Here is a 14,500-nt window from a genome sequence, read left to right as displayed (position 1 = left end):
AAAAGGATGGGGCAGGCGTGGGAATAGATCCATGCCTGCCCCATCCCATTTATTTTTCATTAGACTTAAATGTTTCTGCAAAAGATTGAAAGGCCTGCTTAACAGCAGCAGTGACCGTTTTATTCCCTGACATCACTTGATTCTCGAGCATAGGGAGAAGACTCTTGACGGTTTCATTTTTATAAAACATCGTTTTAAGCTGGTGATCGATCAATGAATAAAGCCATTCCCTAGATTGCATTCTTCTCCGTTCTTGAAAAACACCCGATTCCTTGGTCATTTGGGAAAATTCATTCAATACATCCCAAAGCTCAGGAATTCCTTTACCAGTTAGGGCGGAACAAGTATATGCCTTTCCTGCCCAACCCTTTGTGGCTGGCTGAAGGAAGTGCAAAATTCTGCTATATTCGGATTTCGTCCTAATCGCCAGGGGGAGGTTCTCGCCGTCGGCCTTATTGACAACAATTCCGTCCACAAGTTCCAGAATCCCTTTTTTCATCCCTTGCAATTCATCTCCGGCACCCGTTAGGACAAGGAGCATGAAGAAGTCGACCATACTTCGAACTATAGCTTCACTCTGCCCGACCCCGACAGTTTCTATCAGTATCACATCAAAACCTGCCGCTTCACAAAGCAACATCGTTTCCCTCGTTTTGCGGTGAACCCCGCCAAGAGTTCCTTCGGATGGTGAGGGTCTTATGAAGGCATGGGGGTTTCTAGCCAGTTCCTCCATCCTTGTCTTATCGCCCAGTATACTTCCGCCATTGACCGAAGAGCTTGGGTCGACGGCTAGAACGGCAACCTTATGGCCCCTGTCACATAAGTAGGTTCCGAACGTCTCGATGAAGGTACTTTTCCCGGCACCGGGCACTCCGGAAATCCCGATTCGCATTGAGTTCCCTGTATGAGGAAGGATGGCTTGCAATAATTCCTGTGCATGATCCAAATGGTGGGATGCATTGCTTTCAATCAATGTAATCCCTTTGGCTAGCTTGGCCCTGTCCCCTTTTATGATTCCCTCTTTAAGTTCATGGACCGGTATGTTTACATTATGTTTTTTGACGAATTTGCTTTTTGAAGGTTTGTTTTGGCTGGCTGCTAATTCCACACCTGGCTTTAATGAGGAAGCAAAACCTTCCTTATTGTTAAGATCGACCCATTCCGGCTTCTTGTCTTCACTCATTATTGGGCCACTTCCTCATATCCGAGGCGATTGTATATTTCCTGAAGCACTTTCTTTGCTGCCTGCGGAATGACCGTCCCAGGTCCAAAAATGGCTGTAGCGCCATTTTCCATAAGATAATCATAATCCTGTGCAGGGATGACGCCGCCTACGATCACTATGATGTCCTCTCGTCCCAAGTTCTTCAGTTCCGTCATAAGCTGCGGCAACAATGTTTTATGGCCGGCAGCTAGGGAACTCATTCCGACTACATGCACATCATTTTCCACGGCCTGGATGGCGGTTTCTTTCGGTGTTTGGAATAATGGACCGATATCGACATCATAGCCTAAATCCGCAAACCCCGTTCCGACTACTTTAGCTCCGCGATCATGACCGTCCTGGCCCATTTTAGCCATTAACAAACGCGGTCTTCTTCCTTCATTTTCAAGGAATTCTTCCGTCATGCGGACGACTTCCTCAATTTCCGCTTCTTTTGAGTAAGCCGAGCTGTATACGCCGCTGATAGAACGGATCGTTGCTTTGTGACGTCCAGCCACCTCTTCGATCGCATCGGAGATTTCCCCTAATGAAGCCCGTACTCTTGCTGCTTGCACAGCCAGTTCAAGAAGGTTACCCTCTCCAGTTCTGGCCGCCATTGAAAGCGCTTTAAGAGCTTCATCCACCTTTGCCTGATCACGTTTCGCCTTCAATTCGCTCAATCGCTTAAGCTGACTTTCGCGAACTGCTGTATTGTCAATCTCCAGTATTTCAATCGGATCTTCTTTTTTCAACCGATACTTATTGACGCCTACGATCGTTTCATCTTGAGAATCGATTTTAGCCTGACGCTTTGCAGCGGCTTCCTCGATCCTCATTTTTGGAAGGCCGGTTTCAATTGCCTTCGCCATTCCTCCCAGACCTTCGATTTCCTCTATGTGAGCCCAAGCCCGTTCGATCAATTCATTAGTGAGCGATTCTACATAGTAAGAACCTGCCCATGGATCGATTACTTTTGTGATTCCGGTTTCCTCCTGCAGATAGAGCTGTGTATTACGTGCAATACGTGCCGAGAAATCCGTTGGCAGGGCAATGGCCTCATCCAATGCGTTCGTATGGAGCGACTGTGTATGTCCAAGTGCAGCCGCATGCGCTTCAATAAGGGTCCTTGCGACATTGTTAAACGGATCCTGCTCGGAAAGGCTCCAGCCGGAGGTTTGGGAATGAGTCCTCAATGCCATCGCTTTATTATTTTTCGGTTCGAATTGTTTCATCAGTTTTGACCAAATGAAACGAGCCGCCCGCATTTTCGCCACTTCCATGAAATAGTTCATTCCTACAGCCCAGAAGAATGACAGGCGTGGTGCAAATTTATCGATATCAATGCCTGCTTTCATTCCGGTACGTGCATACTCAAGCCCATCCGCCAACGTATAGGCAAGTTCGATATCAGCCGGCGCCCCCGCTTCTTGCAGATGATAACCGGAGATGGAAATGGAATTGAACTTGGGCATATATTTGGAAGTATACTCAAAGATATCAGCTATGATTTTCATGGACATTTCAGGCGGGTAGATATACGTATTCCTAACCATGTATTCCTTTAAGATGTCATTTTGAATCGTGCCTGAAAGCTTATCCTGTGTTACGCCTTGTTCTTCAGCTGTCACGATATAAAACGCAAGGATCGGTAATACTGCACCGTTCATTGTCATTGACACGGACATCTGATCAAGCGGAATGCCGTTGAACAGGATCTTCATGTCAAGAATGGAATCAATGGCAACTCCCGCCTTCCCCACATCACCGACAACGCGCGGATGATCGGAGTCATAACCGCGGTGTGTAGCTAAATCAAAAGCAACTGAGAGCCCTTTTTGCCCCATCGCCAGATTACGTCTGTAAAACGCATTGGATTCCTCAGCAGTCGAAAAACCTGCATACTGCCGTACCGTCCAAGGACGATTGACATACATCGAAGGATAGGGACCCCTTGTAAAAGGAGCGATGCCTGGCACACTTTCCATATGCTCCAGGCCGCGAATATCTTCCTCAACATAAAGCGGCTTGATTTTTATTTGTTCATTGGTTTCAAACAGAAGATCCTCAATGTTTTTCCCAACGGCCTTTTCGACTTCCTTTTTCCATGCTTCCACTGTACCTTTCATCTCGGACTTAGCAGGATTTATAGCAGAAAAATTCGGTTTTTTCATTTCAGTTCACCCCTAGCTTCTGCAATAATTCAAGTAAAATGGATATTGCATTCATTTTAACATGGATAAAATCTTTGACCCCGGCTTCTCTTAGTGTAATCTCCAATTCTTCTTGCTGCTTGCCGGCACTATAAATAGTGATTTCAGGGAATTGCTTTTTAATTTCTTTGATGATGACTGGCGCTAATTCCGAATAGTCACCATCACTGCCGCAAAGACAATAGATTGGGAGCTTGGTCGCAGCTACATAATCGATTGCTTCCTCAACGGTTTGACATCCCTTACTGCCGATTGTTTCAATACCACCTGCTGCCGCAAGACTTTGAACGAAATCTGCACGAGGTTTATAGGATTTGAGATTTATCAAATTAATTAAACCGATAGTTGGAGCCATTCCGCTTATTCCTTTAAACTTTTCACTGCGCAGTCTTATCTGTTCGAACTGACTGGATACCCGTTCCAATTCAAGTGGGGTAATGCCAACCGGCTTCGCAACTTTCATATACGACACATGTTTATCCTTTGTGGTGTTTTTAATCTTATCAGCGGGATTCGGATATACATTCGTTCCGATGATACTTTCTTTTCTGAAAGCCGCATTTTGAACTCTTTCTTGGTAAACTTCAGCTATTTCTTTCTGAAGGGTACCTTGTTTAATTAGCTCCAGAATCCCTCCAGCTGCATCGATTTCAAGGAATTTTGCCCAAGCCTTTTCAGCCAATTCATCCGTTAGTTGCTCAACATACCATGAACCGCCAGCAGGATCGACAACTGTTGTAATATTTGTTTCTTCTTTTAAAATCAAGTGAGTATTACGGGCAATTCTTTCTGAAAACTCATCGGTTTCACCGGTTGCGTGTGTAAATGGATGGATTTGAAGATATTGAATGCCTCCAATAGCTGCTGCAAAAGCTTGGTTCGTGGTCCGAAGAATATTGACGTGCTGATCATATAGCGTTTCCGTCAACTCGGAAGTTACGGCATGTATCGTCATTTTAAAATGGTCCGATGCTGTATCGAAAGCTTCTGCAAGACCTGCCCAAAGCCTTCTGGCAGCCCTCAGTTTAGCGATGGACATGAAGTAATTAGAATCCACTGCAAACGAGAATACTATTTTTTCGGAAACCGCAGCAATAGAAAGCCCTTGCTTTTGCCCTTCCAATAGATATTGGACGGCTGCCGATAATCCGTAAGCTATTTCTTGTACGGCATTGGCTCCTCCATTATGGTAGACTGCCGTATTAATCAAAACTGTTTTTAAATCACTGCCTACCTTCTGATAATCCTGGATCGTCTTCAGCCATTCTGCAAAATGGTTATCCGTATCTTCTGGCAGCTGACCGCAAATGAGCCATTCTGCAATTGGATCTTCAGCAATGACGCCTGTCAATTGGGTATTTTGTGCTTCGGCAACAGCTTTGAATTGAGGGAATAATTCTTTTTGTTTCCCCTTAAGGTCAATGAAAACCGGCATTTCTTTTAATGGGATTTCCTTAAACAATGTTTCAGCCCTTGCTCCCCCGGAAAGCAATCGTGCAGGGTATGCCACGACATTTTGACCGCGTTTGAATGCAGCCCTCATCTTTTCATTTGCTTCTTCAGCCGTGATACCGCTTACAGGTTGAACGGCAAGCCAAGGTTTGTCATGATATCCCGTTGGGGACGTTCCTCGGGTGAAAGGGAAAAATCCTGGCAATTCAGCTACTTTTTCCGTTGATTCCGCCTTTTCTGTATAGAGTGGATATAAAGCGATGCCCTCATATGTATTCGTTTTAAGCTTTTCTACACTTTTCCCTTTTAAACTTGCTTCCGCAGCTTCTTTCCACTCTTCAAAAGAAGGCTTAGGAAAGGTTATGTTTTTTACATCTTTCAGTTCCATCTGTAATCGCTTTCTTATCCTCATACGCCCTGTTCCTTCATTGGGAGAACGAACGCTCAGTCAGTTTTGGATAAGAAAACCACCCTCCCGTCAATTTGATCTGGATTATACTAACATTCTACCATAATTTTCTTGAAATTTAAGACAATAGAAATTAGCAAACCTGTTATTAGGGAAATCACTAGCCTATTTTGCCTCTTCACATCAAGTACAGCCCCTGACCTGTATTAGAACAGCCCTTAATAAAATAATAGCAAAAATAAAATTTTTGTCGATGTTTTTCTACGGAAAAGCGAAGTGCAAAAAAAAAAGGAAGGACCTTCCGGCCTTCCTTTTCTTCATTTTAGTATATGGGAGTGTTGTCTTTGGAAATCTTTTCGATGATTTCTTTAACCCTCGCGAGGAATCGTCCGCATACCAGTCCGTCCAAAACACGATGATCAAGTGATAAACAGAGATTCACCATATCTCGTACTGCAATCATGTCATTAATGACCACTGGACGTTTTACAATCGTTTCAACCTGTAAAATGGCTGCCTGTGGATAATTGATGATTCCCATTGACTGGACAGAACCGAATGAGCCAGTGTTATTAACAGTGAACGTACCACCTTGCATATCCTCTGCTTTTAACTTACCTGACTTCACTTTGGATGCAAGTTCCTGTATTTCCCTTGCTATACCTTTGATTGATTTTTCATCTGCATTTTTAATGACCGGAACAAATAGGGCATCTTCAGTTGCAACGGCTATCGATATATTGATTTCTTTCTTTTGTACGATTTTTTCGCCGGCCCACATCGAATTCAGTTCTGGAAATTCCGTAAGGGCTTGAGCAACCGCTTTTACGAAAAAGGCAAAGTAAGTTAAATTATAGCCTTCTTTTTGTTTAAAATCGGATTTTAGATTATCACGCAACTTCACCATATTGCTGGCGTCAACTTCCACCATCGTCCAAGCATGCGGAATTTCGTGCTTACTTTTCAACATATTGGACGCAATTGCCTTACGGATGCCGGTGACCGGTATTTCCTTGTCACCAGCCGCAGTCGGCACGTTTGTTACAGGACTTGTTTGACGATTGACTTGAGGGGCGATCTCTTCAGGAGCCGCATCGTAAATTGCGGAAGGCTCATCCGCCTTAGGAAGATTCCCTGATTCAACAAGTTTCAGTAAATCTTTACGGGTGATCCGTCCCTCATTCCCCGTTCCTTTAACTTTTGATAGATCGATTCCATGCTCCTGGGAAAGTTTTAACACAGCTGGTGAATAGCGAGCTTTCCTTGATGGTTCTGCCGCTTGCTGTACATCTCTTATAACAGGTGCATCAACTTTTTCCTCATTATGAGAAATTTGCCCAGCATTTTCATTATCCGTCTTTCCCGTTTCAACTTCAATCGAGCAAATGACTTCTCCGACTGCCAATGTTTGATTCTCATCCGCTTTCAATTCCTTGATGATGCCGGTGAAGGAAGAAGGAACCTCAGCATTTACTTTATCCGTCATCACTTCAGCTAGCGGGTCGTATTTCGTGACATGATCTCCAGGCTTCACAAGCCATTTACTGATGGTTCCCTCTGTGACACTTTCGCCTAGTTGGGGCATCTTCATTAATTCCATAGCCATAATTCGTTCCTCCTTCTTAACAGTCATTAATACTCGGCCAATTCCCTCATTGCTTTTTCCACTTTATCGGGATTCACCATGAAATGTTTTTCCATCGTTGGCGCATAAGGCATGGCAGGTACATCCGGGCCGGCCAATCGTTTTACAGGGGCATCCAAATCAAAAAGGCAATGCTCGGCAATTATGGCTGCGACCTCACTCATGATGCTTCCTTCTTTATTATCTTCCGTAACCAGTAATACTTTCCCCGTTTTAGAAGCTGCTTCTATGATGGCATCCTTATCCAAAGGGTACACGGTACGCAAGTCAAGAACATGTGCAGAAATTCCATCTGCAGCTAATTTTTCTGCTGCCTGAAGGGCAAAATGCACACAAAGGCCATAGGAGATGACTGTAATGTCTTCCCCTTCCCTTTTCACATCCGCCTTACCGATTGGAAGTACATAATCTTCAGTAGGCACCTCACCCTTGATCAAGCGGTATGCACGTTTATGTTCAAAGAAAAGCACTGGGTCTTCATCGCGAATGGCAGCTTTAAGCAAACCCTTCACATCATACGGAGTGGAAGGCATCACAATTTTCAAGCCCGGCTGATTGGCAAAGATCGCTTCAACCGATTGCGAATGATAAAGAGCTCCATGAATTCCCCCTCCATATGGAGCACGGATTACCATAGGACAGCTCCAGTCATTATTGGAACGGTATCTGATTTTGGCTGCCTCTGAAACGATTTGGTTAATGGCTGGCATGATGAAATCAGCGAATTGCATCTCAGCTATCGGCCGAAGCCCATACATGGCGGCTCCAATTCCAACTCCTGCGATTGCAGATTCTGCGAGCGGGGTATCGATGACCCTGTCTTCACCGAATTGGTCGTATAAACCATTAGTGGCTTTAAAGACCCCACCTTTTTTTCCTACATCCTCTCCCAATACGAATACACGGGAATCTCGTTCCATCTCTTCCCTCATTGCCATTGTCACGGCATCTATATAAGAAATCACTGGCATTCTATTACCCCCTTACTTTTGTGCATACACATGATTCATAGCACTTTCAGCCTTTGGATATGGAGCATTTTCAGCATAATCGGTTGCTTCGTTGACTATCTTCATTACTTCATCATTCATTTGTTTCTCAAGGTCATCATCCATGATTCCCACTTCTTTTAAATAGGCTCCAAACGTCATTATGGAATCCTTCGTTTTGGCTTCGGCCACTTCGTCCGCCGTCCGGTAGCTTCGGTCATCATCATCACTTGAATGTGGTGTGAGCCTGTATGAGACGGTTTCCACTAGTGTAGGGCCTTCTCCCCTTCGTCCACGGTCAGCCGCTTCTTTCACCGCAGCATACACGGCCAATGGATCATTGCCATCCACCGTTATTCCAGGCATCCCATAGCCAATCGCCCTGTCGGAAACATTTTCACACGATAGCTGTTTCTCTATAGGAACGGAAATCGCATATTTATTATTTTCACACATGAAAATGACCGGTAGCTTATGCACACCTGCAAAGTTGGCCCCTTCATGAAAATCGCCCTGATTGGATGAACCTTCCCCAAACGTTACGAAAGTCACCAAATCCTTACCTTCCATCTTCCCTGCAAGGGCAATTCCGACTGCATGCGGGACCTGTGTCGTTACAGGCGATGAACCAGTGACGATCCTATTTTTCTTTTGACCAAAATGACCTGGCATTTGGCGCCCGCCGGAATTGGGATCTTCCTCTTTCGCGAAACCTGAAAGCATCAAATCTTTTGCGGTCATTCCGAAGGTAAGCACCACACCTACATCCCGGTAATAAGGCAGTACATAATCCTTTTGCCGATCAAGCGCAAACGCTGCCCCAACCTGTGCAGCTTCTTGCCCCTGGCAGGAAATCACGAAGGGAATTTTCCCGGATCGGTTTAGAAGCCACATGCGCTCATCAATTCTGCGGGACAAAAGCATTGTCCGGTACATATCTAAAACCGTTTCCTCATTTAAGCCTAATTGTTCATGACGTTTTTCTACCATCATAAAACCTCCTGACCTTATTCTTTAAGAATGTATGGCACGTCCATCGACAGCAAGGGCCGCCTCCCCGATTGCTTCGGAAAGACTTGGGTGCGGATGAATTGTCTTGCCTATCTCCCAAGGTGTCGCATCAAGCACTTTTGCAAGTCCAGCTTCTGAAATCATATCCGTAACATGTGGCCCGATCATATGAACGCCCAGTATATCATCCGTTTTCTTATCGGCGATGATTTTGACAAAACCATCCGCTTCCCCAAAAACAAGGGCCTTACCGACTGCACGGAATGGGAATTTCCCTATTTTAAGGTCATAGCCTTCCTTATTTGCCTGATCTTCCGTCAAACCGACACTTGCAGCCTCAGGGCTTGAATACACACATTTAGAAATGAGCGAATAATCCAGCGGTTCCGGTTTTTTGCCTGCAATATGTTCAACGGCCGTAATACCTTCATGGGAGGCAACGTGTGCCAATTGCAGACCGCCGATACAGTCACCGATCGCATAGATATGTGATTCCTTCGTTTGGAAGAAGTCATTGGTTTCAATAAAACCTTTTTCTTTCACAATCTCCGTATTTTCAAGGCCGATCCCTTCAACATTTGCTGACCTTCCTACGGAAACCAGCATTTTTTCAGCTGTGAATTCCTCTACCGAACCTTTGACTTCAGCAGAAATGGATACTGACTCACCCGTTTTCAGGGTTTCAGGCAATACCTTGGCACCTGTAACGAATTTGACGCCTTTTTTCGTTAGGAGACGAAGCATTTCACTGGAAATATCATGGTCTTCTGTCGGGATGATTCTATCTGCATATTCCAGTACTGTCACTTCCACACCAAAATCATTGAGCATCGAAGCCCATTCAATGCCGATAACTCCACCGCCTACAATAATCATCGATTTTGGCAGGCTCTCAAGCTTTAGAGCTTCATCCGATGTAAGCACCATTTCCCCATCAACCGCTAAACCAGGCAGTGTCCTCGGACGCGAACCGGTTGCAATGATGACATTCTGGGGAATGAGCATTTCATTTTCACTGCCATCATTCATTTCCACGGAAATTGTCCCAGGCATCGGTGAAAATATAGAAGGACCAAGTATACGCCCTAACCCTTCATAAACCGTTATCTTTCCTTGTTTCATCAAGTGCTGAACTCCTTTATAGAGTTGATCGACCACTTTAGTCTTTCTTTCCTGCACTTTAAGGAAATCTACCTTTACATCCCCGGTAACAATACCGAATTCCTCACTTTTCACTGCAGTCTGATAAACTTCCGCACTCCTTAAAAGTGCTTTCGAAGGGATACAGCCTTTATGTAAACACGTTCCGCCGAGCTTGCCTTTCTCCACGACAGCCGTTTTCAATCCTAATTGAGCAGCCCTTATTGCCGCCACATACCCGCCTGTTCCTCCTCCGAGGATAACGAGGTCAAATTCTTCAGCCAAAACCACTCCTCCTCACAAATACATACAATTTGTCACCATTTTTACTTGCCCTATGTTTATTACGTTATCCATGTTGAAAATTCCTGTGTTTATTTAAAAAAACACAGGAATCTAATCTTGTAAAATTACATTCATTTTCTTCCATTCAGGATATGTTTTTCATTTTGCAGGAATTGGCTCCTTGAATTCCTCATGCGAGCAATTCGCTCCTCTGCCATCCTATCCGCTGCTTTATAAGTTGGGATTTGATCACGTTTTGCAATCTCGATGACTCTTTCAATTGTATCATAAACCGTTTCCACTTTCTTAAGGGCTCTTTCCCGATTATACCCTAAAAGCTCATCGGCCACGTTTATGACTCCCCCTGCATTAATTACATAATCAGGAGCATATATAATCCCTTTTTCATGAATTTGATCGCCATGAACAGTTTCCTTTAATTGATTATTCGCAGCACCTGCAATGACCTTCGCCCTGATTTGATTGATTGTTTGATCATTTATGACAGCCCCTAATGCACAAGGTGCATAGATATCACATTCGACTCCATAAATTTCATCTGGATTCACTGCAGTCGCCCCAAAGGACTCAACCGCACGGGCCACGCTTTCTTTATTGATATCCGTAACGATAAGCTTGGCGCCCTCCTCATGAAGATGACGGCATAAGTTATAAGAAACATTCCCGACGCCTTGGACAGCAACCACCTTGCCTTCTAAGGAATCAGTTCCGAATGCCTCTTTTGCAGCAGCCTTCATACCGCGGTATACGCCATATGCCGTTACTGGGGAAGGGTTACCCGAAGAACCGAATGCAGGGGAAATCCCCGTGACAAAATCCGTCTCCTCATGAATGAGATCCATATCCTCAACCGTTGTACCTACATCTTCAGCTGTTATATAACGGCCATTCAGCCCTTGGATATACCTTCCGAATGCACGGAACATTTCTTCATTTTTATCCTTACGCGGATCGCCGATGATGACTGTTTTCCCCCCGCCTAAATTCAAGCCGGCAGCGGCGTTTTTATATGTCATTCCTCTCGAAAGCCTTAAGGCATCTTCAATGGCATCTTCTTCAGATGCATACGTCCACATCCTTGTGCCTCCAAGCGCAGGCCCTAATGTTGTATCATGAATGGCAATAATCGCTTTCAAACCCGATTGTTTATCCTGACAGAATAGCAGTTGCTCGTAATCATACTTCTCAAGATATTTAAAAATTTCCATAAAGGAATCCTCCCTAGATGTTTTAATACATGTCAGATATGAGACTAATGAATTTCTCCTCATTCTTACTTGTTCTTACGTTCGTTTTAAATAAAATCCGCTACTCACATGATATTTTCCCCATGGGGAATGGTTCCCTTGAAAAACCCATGCACCTTTAAATATGCAAATAACATGCCAATAAAATACATAATCAACATCTTTTTATCCAAAAAAAGGACATGCTGGTTAATATGTCGGGCAACTATAGCCTATAACAAATTCAAAAAAATTTCATGTCAGAAGTGGAGTCTCGCTTAAATTAAAATAAATCAGAAAATTCCATGCATTATTTTTCATAGTGTGCAAATAATTGCACGCAAAATTTTTCACAGTTTTAGTTTTTCCATTTTATAATATAGATTTCTAACTGAAATCCCCAGCGCTTTTGCCGTAAGTGTTTTATTTCCCTTGTGGGTATGGAACGCTTGCTCAATGATTTCGGCTTCATACTGGTCTATTATCTCCGAGAGCGGTTTCCCCGATACGTAGCCGGAAGGCTTCATTAATAATTTCTCTTGATTTAATGGAAGCTCTTCGATAAAATCCGGGATATGATGGATATCAATGATTGTCTCGTTCAATTTCATGAAAATGATTGCCCGTCCTAAGATATTTTCCAGTTCCCTCACATTTCCCGGCCAGTTATAGATTTGCATCTTATGTATAGCTGCTGCTGTAATTCCCTCTATGCTCCGTCCATACTCCTGATTGATTTTATTAATCAAATGCTCCGCCAATTCTCTCAAATCTTCTTTTCTCTTTCTTAATGGAGCAATGAAAATAGGCATGCGGTTCAGCCTGAAATATAAGTCTTCCCTGAATGATCCGTTTGCGATCGCCTGTTCAAGATTGATGTTCGTAGCGGCTATGACCCGGACATTGATGGGGATCGGCTTCGTCCCCCCCACCCTGACGATTTCCTTTTCTTGTAAAACCCGCAGTAATTTAGCTTGGATGTTGGCTGGCAATTCACCAATTTCGTCCAAAAAGATACTCCCTTGATTTGCCTCTTCAAAAAAACCGACCTTTCCGCCCCTGCTTGCCCCGGTAAAGGCTCCTTCATCATAACCGAATAGTTCACTTTCAAGTAATGATTCCGAGATGGCCGCACAATTTACCCGAACGAATTTATTGAACTTCCTATCGCTCGCATTATGGATGGCATGTGCAAATAACTCTTTTCCCGTCCCTGATTCCCCTCTTAATAAAACAGTAGCAGGTGTTCTAGCCGATAATTTCGCCTGTTCAATGGGAAGCTTCATCTCTTCGGAAGCCCCAATTATATCATCAAAGGAATATTTGGCCTGCAATGTTCGGATGATCTGTCTTGCCCGATTAAGTTCGTGGGTCAAGGCTTGAATTTCCGATACATCATGAATGACGCCAACACTTCCTTTCAGGCACCCATCCACGATGATTGGAGCAACATTCACGATCACTTCCTTGTGTTTTGGGCCGACACGCATATTGACACCACGAACAGGTTTTTTTGTCTGAAGCACTTTCATATGCATACTTTCGCCTTCGTAAATATCGATGGAAGCCGGTTTACCGATCACTTGGGTCTTTGTTAAGCCAGTGATTCTTGTATATGCCGGATTGATCAAAAGCCCCCTTCCTTGATCATCCACAACAGATATGGCTTCATCACTGGATTGAATGATTGCCTGGAGCATCGTCTGTATCTCTTTTAAATCAGTGATCTGCTCCGCCAATTGCACAGCTTCCATCTTATTCCTAAACACGGCAAAAGCCCCTATGATTTCCTTATCGGCATTCACCAGCGGTATCCTTGTCGTTATGAGTTCCATCCCATTGCCAAGGGTGATTTCCTGATTCACTTCTTTTTGGTTCGTTTGCATCACTCGCAGCAATCCTGTTGATGGGATGAAATCTTTGATCTGTCTCCCAATTACATCCTCGCGCTTTGTGTCTGATGCACGTTCCGCACTATCATTGAACATGATGATGAATCCTTCATGGTCAATCACCACCATCCCTTCACTGGTCGTATTAAGGATCAAATCCATTTTTGCGGAGGTATTCTCCAATTTACTTATTAAACGATTTTTCTCTTCAAACAACTTAGTCATAATGAGGGCGACACTTCCAGGAATGAGAATCGTTTGTTCGCCCATGTCCCTTTTTATCTTTTTATAGACAGACGGGTCACCGGTCGTATCAAATATGATGTCCAAATCCCACTTCAATCCCATGCTCCAACTAGTCACGGTAGGAATCCTCCGTTCCTTCGCAGCAAGCATCCCTTCAGCGGATTCATTCGTATCAGCCATACAAACAATGGAGAATACTTCACTTTCCGATAGGAGTTTCAACACGGTCGTCCCTCCCACTCCTCCCCCTACTATCATGACCTTTTGCATCAGCCATCCCCCTTAAGAAATAATTACCCCTTTAAATAGATCATTCCCTGCAATTTTTTTCATACTCCACACCATTTTACCATATCGGCCCCCATTAAAAACAGCCGCCAACTCCCAGTCATTATCTAGATTCCCGTTACTTGACAAATAATTTATATCCTTTATCATTTTTTAAAGATGGAATTTTCGGAAGGGATTTGACTGCATGAAACGTTTAATCGCTTTTTTGATTCTTTTTATACCCGGTGCCTTTGCTGCCTATGGCATAAAAATAATGAGGGACATGGTATTCGGTATTTTACAGCCCCCCTATCCATTCCTTTGGCTGCAATTTTTAATAGGACTGCTCATTACGATAGGCGGAATAGCCTTTATCGCCGGCTTCGTCCTACATCGAGATCGAAAACAAAATAAGGTCCAGAGCAGGTTCAATAAATTTTAAACGCAAAAAGAAGGTGCCTTGTATGGCACCTTCTCAGTTTGTAGACAAAAGGGGGTCG

General features: G+C 44.0%; 10 protein-coding genes. 1 reads left to right on the top strand and 9 read right to left on the bottom strand.

Features of this window, described 5'->3' with window-relative positions; translation table 11 throughout:
• Window positions 1-49: 49 nt before the first annotated feature.
• The 9 genes from meaB to AC2YHV_RS02145 all read right to left on the bottom strand — a co-directional run bounded on the left by meaB (window position 50) and on the right by AC2YHV_RS02145 (window position 14,000).
• Complete coding sequence (gene meaB / locus AC2YHV_RS02185; protein WP_487372492.1) at window positions 50-1,183, bottom strand: methylmalonyl Co-A mutase-associated GTPase MeaB; 1,134 nt, start codon at window positions 1,181-1,183, stop codon at window positions 50-52.
• Entirely contained in the window at window positions 1,183-3,375 is a 2,193-nt protein-coding gene (gene scpA / locus AC2YHV_RS02180; protein WP_440438914.1) for a methylmalonyl-CoA mutase, read from the bottom strand. The genes meaB and scpA overlap by 1 nt, the downstream gene beginning before the upstream one ends.
• A gap of 1 nt (window position 3,376) precedes the next feature.
• On the bottom strand, window positions 3,377-5,278 hold the full coding sequence (locus AC2YHV_RS02175; protein WP_487372491.1) for a methylmalonyl-CoA mutase family protein: 1,902 nt from the start codon (window positions 5,276-5,278) through the stop codon (window positions 3,377-3,379).
• 319 nt (window positions 5,279-5,597) lie between these two features.
• Window positions 5,598-6,881: a dihydrolipoamide acetyltransferase family protein gene (locus AC2YHV_RS02170; protein WP_487372490.1), complete on the bottom strand. Its 1,284-nt coding sequence runs from the start codon at window positions 6,879-6,881 to the stop codon at window positions 5,598-5,600.
• 26 nt (window positions 6,882-6,907) lie between these two features.
• On the bottom strand, window positions 6,908-7,891 hold the full coding sequence (locus AC2YHV_RS02165; protein WP_053535667.1) for an alpha-ketoacid dehydrogenase subunit beta: 984 nt from the start codon (window positions 7,889-7,891) through the stop codon (window positions 6,908-6,910).
• A gap of 12 nt (window positions 7,892-7,903) precedes the next feature.
• Window positions 7,904-8,899 (bottom strand): thiamine pyrophosphate-dependent dehydrogenase E1 component subunit alpha, encoded by a 996-nt coding sequence (locus AC2YHV_RS02160; protein ID WP_063575699.1) that lies wholly within the window; start codon window positions 8,897-8,899, stop codon window positions 7,904-7,906.
• A 24-nt stretch (window positions 8,900-8,923) separates the two neighbouring features.
• Window positions 8,924-10,345, bottom strand: a complete 1,422-nt coding sequence (gene lpdA / locus AC2YHV_RS02155) for a dihydrolipoyl dehydrogenase (protein ID WP_063575698.1) — start codon at window positions 10,343-10,345, stop codon at window positions 8,924-8,926.
• Window positions 10,346-10,476: 131 nt separating this feature from the next.
• Window positions 10,477-11,574, bottom strand: coding sequence for a branched-chain amino acid dehydrogenase (bcd, locus tag AC2YHV_RS02150; protein ID WP_048679307.1), 1,098 nt, complete (start codon window positions 11,572-11,574; stop codon window positions 10,477-10,479).
• Window positions 11,575-11,942: 368 nt separating this feature from the next.
• Window positions 11,943-14,000, bottom strand: a complete 2,058-nt coding sequence (locus AC2YHV_RS02145) for a sigma-54 interaction domain-containing protein (RefSeq protein ID WP_487372489.1) — start codon at window positions 13,998-14,000, stop codon at window positions 11,943-11,945.
• Between the two features lie 205 nt (window positions 14,001-14,205).
• Here AC2YHV_RS02145 and AC2YHV_RS02140 point away from each other — a divergent pair, with 205 nt between their 5' ends.
• Window positions 14,206-14,442, top strand: a complete 237-nt coding sequence (locus tag AC2YHV_RS02140) for a DUF2627 domain-containing protein (protein WP_034308264.1) — start codon at window positions 14,206-14,208, stop codon at window positions 14,440-14,442.
• The last annotated feature ends 58 nt before the right edge of the window (window positions 14,443-14,500 follow it).

The organism is Peribacillus sp. SRI_006, from assembly GCF_057586375.1.
Note: the sequence above shows the minus strand (reverse complement) of the source record. Positions and strands in the feature narration are given on the sequence as shown.